The organism is Sphingopyxis sp. 113P3 (genome assembly GCF_001278035.1).
Taxonomy (GTDB): Bacteria; Pseudomonadota; Alphaproteobacteria; order Sphingomonadales; family Sphingomonadaceae; genus Sphingopyxis.
Window position 1 is genome coordinate 3,662,065 of record NZ_CP009452.1, and the last position, 17,341, is coordinate 3,679,405.

Below are 17,341 nucleotides of genomic sequence, written 5' to 3' on the forward strand. Positions count from 1 at the left end.
CTCGTCGCGCGCGGCAGGCGCTTTTCCTGAAGACCCTTACGCGAGCGACGCGATTGCCTCGGAGCGCACGTATCGCTTGTGCCTGGGCGCACCGCTCGTTGACAAAGGTCAAAGAAAAAATTGTGCCCGATCAATGCCCTCGTCGGATCCTGCCTCCATGGAATCTCCGTTAACAGAGGAGAACCCCATGAAAGCCATCCACCTCCCCCTCGCAGCCTTAGTTGCTGCGATGATGGTGCCCGGCAGCGCGACGGCGAAAGCCGGCGATGTGCAGGTGAAGATCTTCGCAACCTACGTCGCGCCCGACGGCAAGATTACCGCAATCAAGACCGACGAGATTGGCCTTCCCGCCGGAACCCAGTCCAAGGCCGACGACAATGTCACGCCGACGGTCGCGATCGAATATTTCCTGTCAGATGCCGTCTCGCTCGAAACCATCGCCGGGGTGACCGTGCACGACGTGGACGGCCGCGGTGCGCTCGGCGGCGCGACGCTCGTGTCCGACGCGAGCATCGTTCCTGCGACGCTCACCTTCAAATATCATCTCGGCAAGGAAGGGGGCATCCGGCCCTATGTCGGCGCAGGACCGAGCTATTTTATCTTCATCGACGAGAAACCCGGTGCCACGACGCGGGCCCTCGGTGCGACGCGGCAGAAGATGGGCGACAAATTGGGCGCAGCCTTACAAGCCGGGGTCGATATTCCGCTCAACGATCGCGGATTTGCGATCTCGCTCGACACGAAACGCTATTTCCTGCGTCCGACGGCCACCTGGTACGCGGGCAGAACGGAGGTGCTCAAGACGCGTCACAAGCTTGACCCCTGGGTCGTGAGCGTCGGCGCCGCCTTCCGCTTCTGACGTCGGCATTCCCCGCGCCGGATTGCGGCCTGAAGTCCCGCCGGCGCTACGCCCTGCAGAATGGGCGGTGCCGAACGCGATGCCGCCTTTCGCTCCGGCCACTGCCATCGGCGTCGCCCTTCTCCACTGCGGAGGGGGGCGATAGGGGGCATGGTTTCGAAGCGCCGGAAGCCCCTGATTATTGCCATTGCAACAGACGGTGGCGGTATCGACGCCCGCTTGACACGACTCTGTCCATTGTATTCATACAGACCAATTTTCGATCTTGTCTCAGGGGTGAGATATGACACGGATCGACTTCGTCAAACGCGCGATCCTCAAGGGATCGCGCCCCCTTCCAGCGACGCTCGGCTGGGTTTTCACCGCACTAGCAATTCCCACGCTGCTTCGCGTCGCGATGAACCCCATCTTCGATGCGCGCCTTCCCTACCTCGTTTATTTCCCGGCGGTGCTGCTGGCAGCAGTTTTTCTCGGTTAACGTCCAGGAACCATCGTTGATCGGGTCTGCGATCCTCGCGAATGTCGCGTCTGGAGTTTGGCTCGCGACCAACTGGAGCGGCCCGCAGACGCTACTGAGCGCGGCACTGTTCGGTCTCGCTTCCGCGCTGATAATATTGGTTGCGCAAACGCTGCGCCGTTCGGTTGTCGAACTGGAAGCCACGATCGAGCGCGAACGCAATCTTGCTGCCGAGCTTGGGCATCGGGCGAAAAACCATCTTGCTCTTATCGAGGCACTGGCGCGGCAATGTGAGAAGCAGGGGGAAAGCGCCGATACGTTTTTCGAGCGCCTGCTTCCGCGCATCCAGGCGCTTGCCCGCGCGCAGGATCTGCTCACGCGCACCGGCTGGGGTCCCTGCCCGCTGGCATGGTTGGTCGAGGAGGCGCTTCTGCCCTTTTCCGATCATGGCGGCATCACACTTGAAGGACCCGACGTCTCCATCGCGCCAAGCCATTGCACGCCAATGATTATCGCCGTTCACGAACTTGGAACCAATGCTGCGAAATATGGGGCGCTGTCGCAGCCATCGGGACAGGTTGCCATCCATTGGGAAGATCCCGCTGACGGATCCGGGATCCGCTTCCACTGGAACGAGCACGGCGGTCCCGAAGTGGCAGAACCCCAAAGGCGCGGCCTCGGAACAAGGCTACTCGCGCGTCTGCCGGTCTTTGCGGATTTTGCCCATGAGTTTCCCCCGGGCGGCGTTCGCTGCCGATTCCGCCTGAAGCCGGAAATTGCATGACCTCAACCGCTGTCCGGTCACGCTCGCCCTACCCGCCTTGCATGGTCAATGCGCCGCCACGGCTGCGCCTATTGGGATGCCCTTCACGTGAAATCAAAGCTACAGCTTTATCTGCTGATCAGATCGTAGCGTCGGAATCGATCAACTCGTGCAGTGGCCACTTCGAGCAAGCGGCATAGCCCGGAAAGGCGCGAAACAGATCGTCGGTTAGCCCCGTCGTTTTATGTTTGGAAATTAGAGCATCGTGCCAGAAATAGGAATCGGGGGATTCCCAAAAGGTCTGAGTTGTGATTCACCGGGTTCGGAGGTGGATCATGGGGAAATCTTATTCGAGGGATCTGCGCGATCGCGTGGAGGGGTATATAAGATCGGGTCACTCGCGGCGTGATGCTGCCCGGCGCTTTGGGGTGAGCCCGAGCTTTGCCGTGAAGCTGTCGAAGCGTGTCGCGTTGACGGGTTCGACAGCACCGGCGCGACAAGGCCGGCCGGCCGGAGGCGGTAAATTGGCGGCCCATATGGAGGTGCTGATTGGCTGGGTGGAGGCGCGGCCAGACATCACGATGCCCGAACTGGCGACGCGGCTGAAGGCGGCGACAGGGGTTGTTGCCCATCCCGCATCCTTGTCGCGTGCGCTCTTGTCTGCTGGATTTACCTATAAAAAAAACACTTCTGGCGTGGGAGTGCGCACGCGCTGACATTGCACTGCGTCGTCGCAGCTGGCGCCGACATCGCCAGCCGCGGATGCGCCAGGAGCCGCATCGGTTGATCTTCGTCGACGAGACGGCAACCACGACCAAGATGACGCGCCTGCGCGGGCGAGCGCGCTACGGCTCGCGCCTCAAGGCGAAAGCGCCGTTCGGGCACTGGAAAACCCAGACCTTCATCGCCGGGCTCCGCCACGATCGCCTGGTCGCTCCCTGGGTCATCGACAGGCCGATGAACCGCGACATCTTCGAGACATGGGTCGAAACGCAGCTCGCGCCCACGCTCGACCCTGGTGACGTCGTGATCCTCGACAATCTCTCGAGCCACAAAAGCGAGAAGGCCGCGACAATCCTCAAAGAACGCGGCGCATGGTTCCTGTTCCTGCCGCCCTACAGCCCCGATCTCAATCCGATCGAAATGGCCTTTTCCAAGCTCAAGGCTCACCTGCGCCGCAGCGAAGCGCGCAGCTTCGACGCCCTCTGGCGCGCCCTCGGCAATATCTGCGACCTCTATTCATCCGAAGAATGTTGGAATTACCTCAAAGCCGCCGGCTATGCGTCCGATTAAACGCACGATGCTCTAGAAGGGCCTCAAGGCCCTCAGACTGCTGACAAACCCCGTCGTTTTGCGGCGGGGTTTGTTGTTTGTGCTGTAGCATTGTTCGATTTGGGCTTTGGGTGCGGCGACAGATCTTCGTTTCGTGTCAGGCGAGTGCCGGGAGGCTTTCTCGGGTCATTGCCAGGGCGATTTTCTTGATATTCTGGGCTGCTGCGGCGATGAGACACTGGAACGCGACGCGTTTTCGTCCTCGGAAGCGAGCGTAGCGGTGTCCGTGGAGTTGCTTGGCGTCGGCGAACGAGCGTTCGACTGTTTCCTTTCGTCTTTTGTAGATGGCTTTGCCTTGCGGTGTGAGCCGTAAAGCGTCGACCCGGTCCCGAGAGTCCTGCCAGACGTGTCGTGTGATAACCCGCTGAGGCTTTTGCGCCGTTGTGCAGGAAGACAGCAAGGCGCAGTCGCGGCAGACGTTCGGATCGGACTTGTATTGGCGATAGCCGTTGCGATCGGTGGTTGAATAGCCGAGCAACTGGCCTTCAGGGCAGCGGTAACCGTCGCTCTGCCCTTCCCAGACAAAGCGGCTTTTACGCATCATGCCTGGCCTTGGCCGGCTGGGATTGCGATATCCGGTCACCCCCATGATCTGACGATCTTCAAGGCCTTTGGCGATACCGGCGGTTGCATAGCCGGCATCCAGGCCAACGGCGGCAACATCGAACTGGAAACGTTCGCACTGACGATCCAGCCGTCCCAGATAGACCACGGAATCATGGACATTGGCTGGTGTTGTGTATGTGTCCGTGATGATCCCAAGGCGACCATCAACGGTGCGATGATCGAGGTAAAAGAACCCCTTGGGCTTGCCGTCGCGCACCATGTAGCCGCTTTCGGGGTCAGTCCTGGATACCTTGGTGCTCTTTTCTACCGGCTGCCGTTCGCGAGCCTTGAGAGGCTTGAGGTCATGTTCAGCGCGGTCGTCTTCGATCGCGCGATCGAGCGCATCCCAGTAATCGCTGCGCGACTTGGCGACCACCTTCAGATCATATTTGTTCTTATTGGCGTTGGCCTTCAAATGGGTGCTGTCCGTGTACAGCACGGTCCCGTCAACGAGGCCATGTTCTATGGCCTGCAACACGATCTGATCGAAGATGTCCTGCGCGATCGTGGTGTTATCGTACCGACGCCGACGGTTCTGCGAGAGCGTAGATGCATCAAACACGCCATCGGTCAGCTTCAGTCCAAGAAACCACCGATAAGCAACATTGACTTGGATCTCCCGAACCAACTGACGTTCGGATCGAATGCCGAAAAGATATCCGAGGAACAGCGCCTTGAACATCAAGGTTGGATCCAGTGGCGGGCGACCGTTATCCGCGCTGTAAAGCGGCGCCGTCAGCGGATGAATGAAGGAAAAGTCGATCACCGCTTCGATCTTGCGAAGCAGGTGATCCTGCGGGACCAGCTCTTCAAGCGTAACCATCTCAAGAGCGGTCTGGATAGGGCCAGGCGTTCTCAGCATGATCCATAGAATCACAAGCCCCGGCTCGCGCCAGGGCTTTGTCAGCAGTCTGAGGGCCTCAAGGCCCTCATTTTATCGGTCCCTTATCGCCGGGCTGTCGCTAGTTAGAACATTCCATCAGCGTTCCAGGACATTGGCGCCACAGCCAATTTTCAGAAATACTATTGATAAAGGAGGGAAATCTGGATGCCCCGCGAGGATTCGAACCTCGATAGACGGAATCAGAATCCGTAGTCTTACCATTAGACGACGGGGCAATGAGGCGGGCGCAATATGATTGCGCGGCGCGCCTGTCAAGGCCGCTGCGACTTCATGCACAAGCCCGCTTGCCCTTGCGCATTTCGCCGCTAGCATCGGTGCCAACGAAGAGGGTGGCGGTATCTCGCGCCGGACACCCCGAAGGAGTGGGCTGATGCGTCATGTCGCGATCGTCGGGTCGGGCCCGGCGGGCTATTACACCGCCGAAACGCTGCAGAAGGCCGACGATATAGCGATCGACGTCATCGACCGTCTGCCCGTTCCCTATGGTTTGATTCGTACAGGCGTTGCGCCCGACCACCAGTCGATCAAGGCGGTGTCACGCCGCTATGAGGGCGTTGCCCTCACCGACAATGTCCGCTTCGTGGGACATGTTTCCGTCGGCGGCGATGTGACGATCGACGAACTCACCGGGCTCTACGACGCCGTGGTCCTCGCAACCGGCGCGCCGAACGACCGCCCTCTTGAAATTCCAGGCGCCGGCCTCAAGGGCGTGATCGGCAGCGCCGCATTCGTCGGCTGGTACAACGGACACCCCGATTTCGCCGATCTCGACCCGCCGCTCGAAGCACCCGGCGTCGCGGTGATCGGCAATGGCAATGTCGCCCTCGATGTGGCGCGCATCCTTGCCAAGACGCCAGGCGAGTTCGCCGGCAGCGACATCGTCGCCCATGCGCGCGACGCGCTGGCGCACAGCGGGGTGCGCCACATCCAGATCCTCGGGCGCCGCGGTCCCCACCAGATTGCGATGACGCCCAAGGAGCTCGGCGAACTCGGGCACCTTGAACGCGCGAGCCCTCGCGTCGACCCTGCCGATCTTCCGCCTGAAGGCGACGACGCAATGCTTGAGCCCGGCATGCGCAAGTCGGTCACGCACCTTCGGAGCTTCGCCGCCAATCCGGTCGCCAAGCCGGTGACGATCGACTTCGATTTCTTTGCCATGCCCGTCGCAATCGAGGGAGAGGGCCGCGTCCAGCGCGTCATCGTCGAAAGAACCAGGCTCGATGCGGATCTGCGCAGCCACGGCACCGGCGAAACCTATGCGATCGAGGCGGGGCTGGTGGTGAGCTGTATCGGCTATCAGACCCCTCCGATCCCCGGCGTACCCTATGAGCATGGCCGCGGCCGCTTCGCCAATGACGAGGGCCGCATCCTCCCCGGTCTTTATTGTGTCGGCTGGGCCCGGCGCGGACCCACGGGTACGATCGGCACCAACAAACCCGACGGGGCGCGAATCGCCGAAATGCTGCTCGCGGATATCGGCCGCGGCGCGGGAAAGGCCGGACGCCCCGGCCTCGACACCTTGCTCGCGAGCCGCGGCATAAGTCCGGTGACCTTCCGCGACTGGCGCCGCATCGAGGAGGCCGAAGTCAAAGCGGCGATCGACGGCGCCCCGCGCGAGAAGTTCACCAGCATCGACGCGATGCTCGCCGCGATCGGCCGCTAAGCAGGTCTAGGGTGCTTGGGCGAGCAGCGGATCAGCGGTCAGCCACTCCACTGCGAAAGGGTTTGCGCTGGCTGCTCGCGCTCGCCTTTGGCTATGCGGGCTATCGCCACCTCGCGACGCCAGCGCCCTTCCTCGCGATCACGCCGCCGTGGGTACCCGAGCCCGCATTGGTCGTCGCCGCAACAGGCATCGCGGAAATATGCGGCGCGATCGGGCTTTTGGCCCCCGCGACCCGCATGATCGCGGGCTGGGCGCTTGCGCTCTATGCGCTTTGCGTGTGGCCGGCAAATTTCTACCACGCTTTTGCCCATGTCACGGTCGGCAGCACGACGCTCGGTTGGGGCTATCACGCCCCGCGCCTTGCCGCGCAGCCACTGATCGTCTGGTGGGCGCTCTGGGCGAGCGGCGCGGTAGACTGGCCATTCAGGACGAAAGCGCGGGGCCGCTAGCCGCCGCTCTAATTCGCGACAGGCGTTTCGAGGGGCGGCTCGCTCTTCTGGCTCGCCGCATAGGTCTCGACGTTCTTCAGCACCCGCAGCATGTTCCCGCTCGCGATCTTCTCGAGCTCGACCTGCGTGTAGCCGCGCCGCGCGAGTTCGGTGAACAGCGCGGGATAGCCCGCGACATCGTCCATTCCCACCGGCGCCGAATCCATCCCGTCATAATCGCCGCCGAGCCCGATATGGTCGACCCCGATCGCAGCCTTGATATGATCGATATGGTCAGCGACCTTGGCAATCTGCGTCTTCGGGACGGGATGCGCGGCATCCCATGCCTTGAGCGCCGCCGCCGCGCCATCGGGATTGCCGAGATACTGCCCGTCGAGCCGTGCCTTTTCGGCGGCGCGATCAAGCCCGTGCGCGCGCACCGCGGGATCGAGGAAGCCGGGAAGGAAGACGACCATAACGATACCGCCATTTGCCTTGACCAGCGGCAGCACCTCGTCGGGGACGTTTCGCGGATGATCGTTGACCGACCGCGCGCCCGAGTGGCTGAACATGGCGGGCGCCTTCGATGCGGCGAGAGCATCCTTCATCGTCGCGGGACTCGTGTGGCTCAGATCGACGATCATCCCGAGGCGATTCATCTCGCTCACCACCTGGCGACCGAAATCGGTAAGGCCGTCGTGCCGGGGGGCGTCGGTCGCGCTGTCGGCCCACGGGGTGTTTCGCCCGTGCGTCAGCGTCAGGTAGCGCGCGCCAAGGGCGTACATCTGGCGCAGGACGGCGAGCGAGGAGCCGATCGACTGCCCGCCCTCCATTCCCAGCATTCCCGCGATCTTGCCCGTCTTCATCGTCTTTTCGAGCTCGGCTGCGCTGGTCGTGAACGCCATATCCCTGGGGTAGCGCGCGATCAGACGCTTCATGACGTCGATCTGCTCGATGGTCTGGCGTACCGCCTCGTCCTCATTGTCGTTCGAAGGAACATAGACCGACCAGAACTGCGCCCCGACATGGCCCTTGCGCAGCCGGCTGAGGTCCGTGTGCATCGCGTTCCGCGGCGGGTCACGGTCGGGCTCGGCCGTGCCAGTGGTGTCGACGAAGTCGAAGCTGTTGATGACGTTGCCGAGCCGCCCGCGCAGTGCCCAGGGGACGTCGTTGTGTCCGTCGAATACCGGCGCGCGCTTCAGCGCGGCCTCGGCGGCCGCTTCGGGCGACTGCTGTGCGGCCGCGGGGATGGAGAGAAGGGCGAGCGCCGCAATGCCGGCAAGCAGGGAGGGTTTCATCATGGGGGGCGACATTAAGCGCCGCGGCACGGAAATCGAGCCGAAATTTCGGCCGCTCCCTTCTGCACGAGGGCGGGGGGAGATGAAGCGCTTCGCGCGACCCGAACTTGACGCTTACGTCAATCAAGACCAGCATCGCGCCATGACGGCTTTCGACGACTGGCGCGCCCGCTCGCCCTACTATGACGACACGCACGACGCGCTTGCACAGAGCGTGCGCCGATTCGTGGAGCGCGAGATCGCGCCCCACATCGACCGCTGGGAAGCAGAGGGCGAGCTTCCCCGCGAGCTGCACAAGAAGGCGGCGGAGGCCGGGATTCTTGGCCTTCGCTATCCCGAAGAATTTGGCGGCCATTCAGAAGGCTTCGACAATTTCCACAGCCTCGTCGTCACCGAGGAACTCGCCGCGGTCGGCGCGGGCGGGCTCGGCGCCTCACTAATGACCCACGGCATCGGCCTGCCCCCAATCCTCGCGCTGGGCTCCGAGGAACTGAAGCGGCGCGTCGCGCCGGCGGTGCTCGCGGGCGACAAGATCATCGCGCTCGGCATCACCGAAGCGAGCGGCGGCAGCGACGTTGCCAACCTCAAGACCACCGCGGTCAAGGAGGGCGACCATTATATCGTCAACGGCGGAAAGATGTTCATCACCAGCGGCATGCGCGCCGACTGGCTGACCTGCGCGGTGCGCACCGGGGGGCCGGGCGCTGCGGGCATCTCCCTGCTGCTCATCGACATGGACGCTCCGGGCGTCGAGCGCGCGCGGCTCGACAAGATGGGCTGGCGCTGCAGTGACACCGCCGCGATCCATTTCAGCGACGTGCGCGTTCCGGCCGAGAATCTGATTGGCCCAGAGAACGGCGGCTTCATGGGCATCATGCGCAATTTCAACAGCGAGCGGCTCGGCATGGCGATGGGCTGCTGCGCCTATGCCCGCGTGGCGCTCGCCGAAGCCGCGGAATGGGCAAAGCAGCGCGAGACCTTCGGCAAGCCGCTTGTCGGACATCAGTCGATCCGCATCAAGCTCGCCGACATGGAGCGCCAGATCGAGGCGACGCAGGCGTGGGTCGACCTCTGCGCCTGGCAGGTAAAAGAGGGAAAGGACCGCCCGGCTGATTTTGCGATGCTGAAGGTGCAGGCGACCCGCATGCTCGAAGCGGTCGCGCGCGAGGCGGCGCAGATACTCGGCGGGGCAAGCTACATCACCGGCAGCAAGGTCGAACGCATCTACCGCGAGGTCCGCGTGAATGCCATTGGGGGAGGCAGCGAGGAAATCATGCTCGACCTGGCAGGGCGGCAGCTGTTCGGGGGGCGCTAGCCCTCTTTGCCCTTGGATCAGAGCGACTAGGGTTATGCCTTCATTCGCCTGTGCGAGCGCTTCGGTCTGGTCTGGGACGTGCGAACGCCCACGACGACGGGGGTGCGCCCAGGTCTCACCGAGGTCCTCGACAGGAGGCCGGCTTCGCGGCACACTCGCCCGATGGACACTCTCACACATAGCTGGCCCGCCGAGGCCGACACGCTCCTTCCCGACCTTCTCGACCTGCGCCGCGCGATTCACCGCGAGCCCGAACTCGGCCTTCAAAACCCGAAAACGCTCGCGAAGATCAAGGAGGCGCTCGCAGGATTGCCCCTCGAATTTCGCGAAGGGCCCTCGACCACGGGGCTCATCGCGATCCTGCGAGGACCAGCGAACGGGCGCACCGTTCTGCTGCGCGGTGACATGGATGCGCTGCCGCTTGTCGAGGATACCGGGCTCGACTTCTCCTCCGAGACGGCAGGGGCAATGCATGCCTGCGGGCACGACACGCATGTCGCGATGCTCGTCGGCGCGGCGAAGCTGCTGAGCGCGGCGCGCGACCGACTTCCCGGCACGGTGATGTTCATGTTCCAGCCCGGCGAGGAAGGACATCACGGCGCCCGCTTCATGCTGGAGGACGGGCTGATCGATCCGCTGCCCGACGCCGCCTTCGCGCTCCATATCATGCCCAACGCGCCGCACGGCATCTTCGCGGGCCGCGCCGGGCCGCTGCTCGCCTCATCCGACGTTCTATCGATCAGCGTCAAGGGTTCGGGCGGCCATGCCTCGATGCCGCACGACAGCATCGATCCGATCCCTGTCGCCTGCGCGATCGTCACCGCGATCCAGACGATGGTGACGCGCCGCATCTCGGTTTTCGACCCTGCGGTGATCACCATCGCGAAGATCGCAGCGGGAACGACCAACAACATCATCCCCGAAACCGCCGAGATGCTCGGCACGATCCGCACCCTCTCGCCGCATCGCCGCGCGATGGTGGCCGCGGAGTTGAGGCGCCTCGCCCCAGCCATCGCCGAGGCGCACGGCTGCACCGCGGAGGTGACGATCGAGGAGGGCTTTCCCGTCACCATCTGCGACAGCCGCGCTGTCGCCTTCGGCCAGTCGGTGGTCGAAGAAACATTCGGCGAAGCGGCGTGGCTGACGATGGACAATCCGGTGATGGGCGCCGAGGATTTCTCCTACGTCCTCGAAAAGGTTCCCGGAGCAATGTTCTGGCTCGGTGCGAGCGAGCAGGGCAGCGACTGGCGGCAGTGCTGCGGGCTCCACTCGAACCGCATGGTTCTCGATGAAAAGGTCATGGCCCGCGGCGCGGCACTTCATGCCGCGCTGGCAGAACGCTTCTTGAACGAAGGCTTTGCCTAACCTCTACGCGCGCCTCACGGCACGAGAACCGTATCGACCGCCTCCGCCGCCAGCTGAGGATAGTCGAGCGTGTAATGGAGCCCCCGGCTTTCCTTGCGATGGAGCGCGCTTCGTACAATGAGGTCGGCGCATTGGAGCAGGTTGCGCAGTTCGATGAGGTCGGTCGTGACGCGGAAATGACCGTAATATTCTCCAACCTCGCCGGAGAGCATGTTGATGCGGTGCTGCGCGCGCTCGAGCCGTTTCGTGGTGCGCACGATACCCACATAGTTCCACATGAAGCGGCGGATCTCGGTCCAGTTCTGCTTGATGACCACCTCTTCGTCCGAGTGGGTGACCCGGCTTTCGTCCCACGGACGAATTGCGGGCGGCGTGCCAAGCTCGTCCCAATTCGCGATGATATGCTTCGCGGCGGCCTCGCCGAAGACGAAGCATTCGAGCAGGCTGTTCGAGGCGAGGCGGTTCGCGCCGTGGAGACCGCTCTCGGTTACCTCACCCGCGGCATAAAGGCCTGGAAGGTCGGTGCGCCCATCGAGGTCGATCAGCACTCCGCCGCAGGTATAATGCTGTGCGGGCACCACCGGTATCGGCTGCCTTGTCATGTCGATACCGAGCGTCAGCAGCTTTTCATGAATGTTCGGGAAATGTCCGGCGACGAAATCCGGATCCTTGTCGCTGATGTCGAGATGGACATAGTCGAGCCCGAAGCGCTTGATCTGGTCATCGTTCGCACGCGCCACAATGTCGCGCGGCGCGAGTTCGGCGCGCGGGTCGTAGTCGGGCATGTACCGATGCCCGGTGACCGGATGCTTGAGAATCCCTCCCTCGCCGCGCACCGCCTCGGTGATCAGGAAATTCTTGACCTCCAGATTATAGAGGCAGGTGGGGTGAAACTGCATCATTTCCATGTTGGAAACGCGGCACCCTGCGCGCCACGCCATGGCAATGCCGTCGCCCGTCGCGCCCCTCGGGGCGGTGGAAAACTGATAGACGCGCCCGGCCCCGCCGCTTGCAAGGATCGTCGCGCGCCCGACATGCGCGTGGACCTTCCCTGTCGTCTCGTCGAGAGCATAGACGCCCCAGACGCGCCCCGAACCCGAATAGCGTTCCTCGTGCCGGCCGGTGATGAGGTCGATGCAGGCCTGCCCCGGCATGAGGGTGATGTTCGGATGCGCCTGGGCGGTCTGGAGCAGCGCTGCCTGCACCGCCCAGCCCGTCGCGTCGTCGACATGGACGATCCGGCGGTGCGAGTGACCACCCTCGCGCGTCAGGTGAAGCGCGCCCTCCTCCTTGTTGAAGGCGACTCCCATTTCGATCAGCCGCAGAATCGCGTTCGGAGCATTTTCAACCACGAACTCGACCGTCTCGCGCCGGTTGAGCCCGGCGCCCGCGACCATCGTATCCTCGATATGATTTTCGAACGTATCGCCCGCGTCGAGCACGGCCGCTATTCCGCCCTGCGCCCACGCGGTCGACCCGCCGGTGAGCTCGCCCTTCGCGAGCACGAGCACGCGGCAATGATCCGCGAGCGCGATAGCGGCGGTGAGGCCCGCGGCGCCGGAGCCGATGACGATGACGTCGTGGGGAGGATTTTCAGCCATTGGATATCCGATCGTGTCGAGCGAAGCCGGGGCACCCCGCGACCTTGCGCCAGCCCGAGGGGTCTCGTGCTTCGCCCGGTACGCCGGGGCTGGAAAACCTACCCATTTGCCGCGCGCGTCAGATTGAGGAACACGTCTTCCAGATCAGCCTCGCGCGTCGAGACGTCGACGATGCCATGGCCCATCGCATTTACCGCGGAGAGCACCTCGCCCGCGTTCATCCGGTCCTTGTTGTAACTGATCGCAAGGCCGCGCTCGCCCTCGCGCTCGACCTTGTCGAAAGCGGGATGCGTCGGCAGCACGGTCACGTCCTGGTCGAGCGTCACGACCACGATTTTCTCGCGCGCCATGTCGACCAGCTCACGCGTCGGCTTGTTCGCGATCAGGCGGCCGTGGTTGATGATGGCTATGCGGTCGCACAGTTCCTCGGCCTCCTCGAGATAATGCGTCGTCAGCACCACCGTGACGCCGCGATCGTTGAGGCTTTGGACATATTCCCAGAGCTGCTGGCGCAGTTCGATGTCGACCCCTGCGGTCGGCTCGTCGAGGACGATGATCGGCGGCGAATGGACCATTGCCTTGGCAACAAGCAGGCGGCGTTTCATGCCTCCCGAGAGCGTACGCGCATAGGCGTCGCGCTTGTCCAGGAGATGTACGGCTGCGAGCAGATCTTCTGAAATCCGCCGGTCCTTGGGGACGCCGTAGAGCCCGGCTTGATTCTCCAGCGTTTCGAACGGCGTGAAAAAGGGGTCGAAGACGATCTCCTGGGGCACGATGCCAATCGAATATTTGGCATTGCGGGGGTCGGCGTCGATATCGAACCCCCAGATGCTTGCCGACCCGCTCGTCTTGTTGACGAGGCCCGCAAGGATATTGATCAACGTCGACTTGCCTGCCCCGTTCGGGCCCAGCAGTCCGAAGATCTCCCCGCGCGGCACGTCGAAACTGACATTGTCGAGGGCTTGCTTGCCGCCGGCGTAGATTTTCGAGACGGCGTCGATGCGGATGGCGGCTTCACTCATGGCGGCCTCCATAGCGGGGGCGCGGCAGGTGCGAAAGAGGCTGACGCGCGCAGCCGATTGCCGAGGCGCAAGACGCTTGCTATGGGCGCCCTCCATGACAAACGCTGCACCTGACCTGGCCCCCGAAACGCTCCGCGTTCAACAGACGCGCATCGCCTGCGACGGCACGGGCGACGGCCTTGCGAGCGCAGCGCTCGGCCATCCGCGCGTGTGGCTCGAGATCGACCCCGACGAAGGCTATGTCGATTGCGGCTATTGCGACCGCCGTTTCATCCTTGCAGGCGGAGTTGCCGACAAGGGTTGAGCCGAAGCTCGCGCTTAAATCCGCATCAGCCTTTGCGCACCAGCTGCACGCGCCTATATCAGCGGCATGACAAGCCCCACCGACCCTCGCCGCTTCCTCTACCGCGCCGACGCGCTCGACCCTCAATTGGCACAGCGCCTGGCGCGAGAAGCGCTCGCCAAGGCCGATGACGGAGAGCTTTATCTCCAATATCGCGCGACCGAGAGTTTCGGTTTCGACGACGGACGGCTGAAGACCGCCGACTATTCGACCGATGCTGGCTTTGGTTTGCGCGCGGTGTCGGGGGAAATGACGGGGTTCGCGCACGCGAGCGACATCAGCGCGAGCGCGATCCGCCGCGCCGCGGAGACGCTGGCGCTGCTCGACCCTGCGAAGCAGGCGCCCGCCGCCCCTCCCCAGCGCACCAATCGCCACCTCTATGACGAGGCGAACCCGCTCGACCTCATCCCTTTCGCCCAGAAAGTTGCGCTCTGCCAGGAGGTCGACGCCGCCGCCCGTGCGCGCGACCCTCGCGTTGCGCAGGTGTCGGTCACGCTGGCTGGAAGCTGGTCGGTCGTCGAGATCGTCCGGGCCGATGGTTTTCTCGCGACCGACGTGCGCCCGCTCGTCCGGCTCAACGTCTCGATTGTGGTCGAGGAGAATGGACGCCGCGAATCGGGTTATTTCGGCCTCGGCGGCCGCTATATGTACGACCATCTCTTTGAGCCTCGGCAATGGAACCGTGCGATCGACGAGGCGCTGGCGCAGGCACTCGTCAATCTGCGCGCGGTCGACGCCCCGGCGGGCGAAATGACCGTGCTGCTCGGCCCCGGCTGGCCCGGCGTGTTGCTGCATGAGGCGGTCGGTCACGGGCTGGAGGGCGATTTCAATCGCAAGGGTACGAGCGCCTTTTCCGGGCGGATCGGCCAGCGCGTCGCAGCACCAGGCGTCACCGTGATCGACGACGGGAGCCTTGCAAGCCCCGTCGGGGGCGGGCGCCGCGGCTCGCTCAGAATCGACGACGAGGGTACGCCAACGCAGGAAAATATCCTCATCGAGGACGGCATTCTCAAGGGATATATGCAGGACCGGCTCAACGCGCGGCTGATGGGCGTTGCGCCGACCGGCAACGGCCGCCGCGAGAGTTTTGCGCACGCCCCGATGCCGCGGATGACCAACACCTTCATGCGTGGTGGCAACGACGATCCCGCCGAGCTCCTGTCGCGGGTAAAGAGCGGCATCTTCGCCAAGAGCTTTGGCGGCGGGCAGGTCGACATCGTTTCGGGCAAATTCGTCTTCAGCTGCACCGAGGCCTACAAGATCGAAAACGGCAAGCTTGGCGACTCGATCAAGGGCGCCACGCTGATTGGCGATGGCCCGAGCGTGCTCACCAAGGTCACGGGCATCGGCAACGACATGGCGCTCGATGAAGGCATCGGCGTCTGCGGCAAGGGCGGCCAGAGCGTCCCAGCGGGCGTCGGTCAGCCGAGCTTGCTGGTGAGCGGGCTGACGGTGGGCGGCACGGCCTGAGGAATCGCCGAGCGCCGGTCCGCTGTGATTTCGGTCACTTGGCGCGTGGGGTACGTCAGCGTATAGCGCTGGAAAGACAAGATTCGGGTCGCACCGTCAGCCGGCTTTCCGGCAACAGGGAGGATTTATATGCGCTCGACTCTGCGTCTGCTTTCCGTGACTGCTCTCGCCGCCGCGCTCGCCGCCGTTCCCGGCTCAGCGCAGAAAACATCGGGGCCCAAGGAGCGCTACGAAATGGACGTGGCGACCATGTCCGGCTTTGCCGCGATGGGCGGCGGCAAGGGCGGTGTCGGCGGCGCGATGAGCATGATGTTCGGCGGTGGCCCCGACAAGGCGGTCGCGCACCAGCTTCTGCTTCGCCTCGGATCCGACCAGACGCCGGGCGCACCGCCCCCGAAGGGCGATCATTATTTCGAACCGCAGGCGAAGCTTGGAAAATCCGTGCCGCTCATCAGCCCCGAGCGGCGCGATGGCAGCTACACCACCGAATTCGAGCGTCCCAAGGGCCGCCTCCTCCTTTATTGGGGTTGCGGGGCCAAGGCGGGGCCGGGTCAGCCGGTTGTGATCGATTTCGCCAAGGTTGCGGCGGGACAGATACCTCCCGGCCTTTTCTCCTCCGCCGTGCCCGTCATCCGCGAGGTCTCGCAATCGAACAGTCGTTCCTACGTCGACTGGCCAAACACCAAGAACGCCAAGCAGCCGCCGAGAGACAGCTCATTGCTCGGGGCGCACCGCATTGCGAGCAACATCGGCTCGGACATCAATTTCACCCTCGCGCAGGATTATATGGCCCCGCTCCAGGCTTCGACCGCAGCGCAGGGTGACGGTTCCGTCATGATCCGCTGGAATCCGGTGCAGAATGCCACCGGCTATGTCGCCTGGACGATCGGCGGCATGGACCGCGGCGGCAGCGGCGGGGACATTATCTGGTGGACGAGCAGCGCGTCGCGCGAGTTCGGCGGCGGCCTTTGGGATTGGCTGCCCCCTGCGACGGTCGCGAAGCTCATTCCCCAGAAGATCGTGATGCCGCCGAGCCAGACGAGCTGCCAGATCCCGGCGGAGGTCAAGAAGGCGTCGGGCGAGATGATGATCGGGAACCTCAACGCTTTCGGACCCGAGGCGAACTTTGCTTATCCCCCCAAACCCGCGGGGAATGTGCCCTGGAATATCGACTGGACCGCAAAGGTGCGTTTCCGCTCGCACACCATGCTCATGGTTGGAGCCGATTTCGGGGGAATGGGCGGCATGGACGATACGGGAGGTTCCTCACCCGCCGAAAAGCCGAAGAAGAAGAAGTGCAAGGGCCCGCTCGGTATCCCGCTGCCCGATGGTGCGTGCTGAGGAGGCCCCCGGGCTCATCGAGGACGGGCGCCGAGTGCTCTTCCCTTGTTGAAGGAGTGGCACGGGGCCTGGCTGCGCGACATCATGAAATCAGTCAGCGACCGTTCACCCGCCTTGTGCTATCGGTGATCTCAGGGTGAGACCTGAATCAACTGGAGTCGAACCATGCGTGCGCTGATTGCCACTATCCTTTCCGCCGCGATGCTCGCGGGCGCGCCCGTTGCTGCGAAGGACAAGCCGACGGGCGAGGAAAAGCTCGCCAAGATGCTCGAAGGCCGCGTCGCCGGCCAGCCGCAGGATTGCATCAGCCTTTCCTCGGCGACGAGTTCGCAGATCGTTGACAAAACCGCGATCGTCTACCGGATCGGTAGCACCCTTTGGGTCAATCGTCCGCGCGGCGGAGCCGAATCGCTCGACGACGACAATATTCTCGTGACCAAATTGACCGGTACGCGGCTGTGCTCGATCGATACGATCCAGCTCCACGACCGCGACAGCCATATGTACGCGGGGTTCGTCGCCCTCGGTGATTTTGTTCCCTATCGCAAGATCGGCACGGCTGCGAAATAGCCGC

Annotated in this window: 16 protein-coding genes and 1 tRNA gene; 12 read left to right on the forward strand and 5 right to left on the reverse strand. The window is 63.6% G+C overall.

The genetic code is table 11. The features are described from left to right. Positions 1-187: 187 nt before the first annotated feature. From LH20_RS17755 to LH20_RS23085, 4 genes are all read left to right on the forward strand, one after another. Positions 188-859 carry an OmpW/AlkL family protein gene (locus tag LH20_RS17755; RefSeq protein WP_053555364.1) on the forward strand — a complete coding sequence of 224 codons (672 nt, stop codon included), beginning with the start codon at positions 188-190 and terminating at the stop codon, positions 857-859. Positions 860-1,142: 283 nt separating this feature from the next. Continuing rightward, a complete protein-coding gene (locus tag LH20_RS23380) occupies positions 1,143-1,337 on the forward strand; it encodes a hypothetical protein (RefSeq protein WP_053555365.1) in 195 nt (64 codons plus the stop codon). A gap of 16 nt (positions 1,338-1,353) precedes the next feature. Then, the gene (locus tag LH20_RS17765; RefSeq protein WP_053555366.1) at positions 1,354-2,100 is read left to right on the forward strand and encodes a sensor histidine kinase; all 747 of its coding nucleotides are present in this window, start codon (positions 1,354-1,356) and stop codon (positions 2,098-2,100) included. Positions 2,101-2,414: 314 nt separating this feature from the next. Beyond that, positions 2,415-3,372, forward strand: a protein-coding gene (locus tag LH20_RS23085; protein ID WP_425441547.1) for an IS630 family transposase whose coding sequence is annotated in 2 segments (ribosomal slippage) — positions 2,415-2,743 and positions 2,742-3,372 — 960 coding nt in all. Because the reading frame shifts where the segments join, the coding sequence is not laid out codon by codon here. 136 nt (positions 3,373-3,508) lie between these two features. Here the strand turns inward: LH20_RS23085 and LH20_RS17780 are convergent. Together LH20_RS17780 and LH20_RS17785 are read right to left on the reverse strand one after the other, a co-directional pair. Then, a complete protein-coding gene (locus LH20_RS17780; RefSeq protein WP_053555367.1) occupies positions 3,509-4,879 on the reverse strand; it encodes an IS1182 family transposase in 1,371 nt (456 codons plus the stop codon). A gap of 183 nt (positions 4,880-5,062) precedes the next feature. Then, positions 5,063-5,136 (reverse strand) — tRNA-Gln (locus LH20_RS17785). Positions 5,137-5,291: 155 nt separating this feature from the next. Between LH20_RS17785 and LH20_RS17790 the strand changes: the two genes are divergently transcribed. Both LH20_RS17790 and LH20_RS17795 read left to right on the forward strand, forming a co-directional pair. Further along, on the forward strand, positions 5,292-6,584 hold the full coding sequence (locus LH20_RS17790) for an FAD-dependent oxidoreductase (RefSeq protein WP_053555368.1): 1,293 nt from the start codon (positions 5,292-5,294) through the stop codon (positions 6,582-6,584). A gap of 62 nt (positions 6,585-6,646) precedes the next feature. After that, the gene (locus LH20_RS17795) at positions 6,647-7,033 is read left to right on the forward strand and encodes a DoxX family protein (protein WP_235527018.1); all 387 of its coding nucleotides are present in this window, start codon (positions 6,647-6,649) and stop codon (positions 7,031-7,033) included. 8 nt (positions 7,034-7,041) lie between these two features. On the opposite strand, the gene LH20_RS17800 is transcribed toward LH20_RS17795, so the two are convergent. Further along, a complete protein-coding gene (locus tag LH20_RS17800) occupies positions 7,042-8,313 on the reverse strand; it encodes a dipeptidase (protein WP_053555369.1) in 1,272 nt (423 codons plus the stop codon). A 139-nt stretch (positions 8,314-8,452) separates the two neighbouring features. On the opposite strand from LH20_RS17800, the gene LH20_RS17805 reads away from it, so the two are divergent. Both LH20_RS17805 and LH20_RS17810 read left to right on the forward strand, forming a co-directional pair. Beyond that, complete coding sequence (locus LH20_RS17805; protein ID WP_053556359.1) at positions 8,453-9,625, forward strand: acyl-CoA dehydrogenase family protein; 1,173 nt, start codon at positions 8,453-8,455, stop codon at positions 9,623-9,625. A 162-nt stretch (positions 9,626-9,787) separates the two neighbouring features. Next, entirely contained in the window at positions 9,788-10,990 is a 1,203-nt protein-coding gene (locus LH20_RS17810; RefSeq protein ID WP_053555370.1) for a M20 metallopeptidase family protein, read from the forward strand. 14 nt (positions 10,991-11,004) lie between these two features. Here the strand turns inward: LH20_RS17810 and nadB are convergent, their stop codons facing one another. Together nadB and LH20_RS17820 are read right to left on the reverse strand one after the other, a co-directional pair. Continuing rightward, positions 11,005-12,591 (reverse strand): L-aspartate oxidase, encoded by a 1,587-nt coding sequence (gene nadB, locus LH20_RS17815; RefSeq protein WP_053555371.1) that lies wholly within the window; start codon positions 12,589-12,591, stop codon positions 11,005-11,007. Positions 12,592-12,689: 98 nt separating this feature from the next. Continuing rightward, positions 12,690-13,613: an ABC transporter ATP-binding protein gene (locus LH20_RS17820; protein ID WP_053555372.1), complete on the reverse strand. Its 924-nt coding sequence runs from the start codon at positions 13,611-13,613 to the stop codon at positions 12,690-12,692. 94 nt (positions 13,614-13,707) lie between these two features. Between LH20_RS17820 and LH20_RS17825 the strand changes: the two genes are divergently transcribed. From LH20_RS17825 to LH20_RS17840, 4 genes are all read left to right on the forward strand, one after another. Further along, entirely contained in the window at positions 13,708-13,917 is a 210-nt protein-coding gene (locus tag LH20_RS17825) for a zinc-finger domain-containing protein (protein WP_053555373.1), read from the forward strand. Between the two features lie 66 nt (positions 13,918-13,983). Continuing rightward, positions 13,984-15,426 carry a metalloprotease TldD gene (tldD, locus tag LH20_RS17830; RefSeq protein ID WP_053555374.1) on the forward strand — a complete coding sequence of 481 codons (1,443 nt, stop codon included), beginning with the start codon at positions 13,984-13,986 and terminating at the stop codon, positions 15,424-15,426. A 129-nt stretch (positions 15,427-15,555) separates the two neighbouring features. After that, on the forward strand, positions 15,556-16,767 hold the full coding sequence (locus LH20_RS17835; protein ID WP_053555375.1) for a hypothetical protein: 1,212 nt from the start codon (positions 15,556-15,558) through the stop codon (positions 16,765-16,767). 165 nt (positions 16,768-16,932) lie between these two features. Further along, positions 16,933-17,337, forward strand: coding sequence for a hypothetical protein (locus LH20_RS17840; protein ID WP_053555376.1), 405 nt, complete (start codon positions 16,933-16,935; stop codon positions 17,335-17,337). Positions 17,338-17,341: the final 4 nt, after the last annotated feature.

Excerpts from the sequence above, each read along its gene's own strand:
- LH20_RS17755 (WP_053555364.1), top strand. The coding sequence starts at position 188 with ATGAAAGCCATCCACCTCCCCCTCGCAGCCTTAGTTGCTGCGATGATG.
- LH20_RS23380 (WP_053555365.1), top strand. The coding sequence starts at position 1,143 with ATGACACGGATCGACTTCGTCAAACGCGCGATCCTCAAGGGATCGCGC.
- LH20_RS17780 (WP_053555367.1), bottom strand. The coding sequence starts at position 4,879 with ATGCTGAGAACGCCTGGCCCTATCCAGACCGCTCTTGAGATGGTTACG.
- LH20_RS17790 (WP_053555368.1), top strand. The coding sequence starts at position 5,292 with ATGCGTCATGTCGCGATCGTCGGGTCGGGCCCGGCGGGCTATTACACC.
- LH20_RS17800 (WP_053555369.1), bottom strand. The coding sequence starts at position 8,313 with ATGATGAAACCCTCCCTGCTTGCCGGCATTGCGGCGCTCGCCCTTCTC.
- LH20_RS17805 (WP_053556359.1), top strand. The coding sequence starts at position 8,453 with ATGACGGCTTTCGACGACTGGCGCGCCCGCTCGCCCTACTATGACGAC.
- LH20_RS17810 (WP_053555370.1), top strand. The coding sequence starts at position 9,788 with ATGGACACTCTCACACATAGCTGGCCCGCCGAGGCCGACACGCTCCTT.
- nadB (WP_053555371.1), bottom strand. The coding sequence starts at position 12,591 with ATGGCTGAAAATCCTCCCCACGACGTCATCGTCATCGGCTCCGGCGCC.
- LH20_RS17820 (WP_053555372.1), bottom strand. The coding sequence starts at position 13,613 with ATGAGTGAAGCCGCCATCCGCATCGACGCCGTCTCGAAAATCTACGCC.
- LH20_RS17825 (WP_053555373.1), top strand. The coding sequence starts at position 13,708 with ATGACAAACGCTGCACCTGACCTGGCCCCCGAAACGCTCCGCGTTCAA.
- tldD (WP_053555374.1), top strand. The coding sequence starts at position 13,984 with ATGACAAGCCCCACCGACCCTCGCCGCTTCCTCTACCGCGCCGACGCG.
- LH20_RS17835 (WP_053555375.1), top strand. The coding sequence starts at position 15,556 with ATGCGCTCGACTCTGCGTCTGCTTTCCGTGACTGCTCTCGCCGCCGCG.
- LH20_RS17840 (WP_053555376.1), top strand. The coding sequence starts at position 16,933 with ATGCGTGCGCTGATTGCCACTATCCTTTCCGCCGCGATGCTCGCGGGC.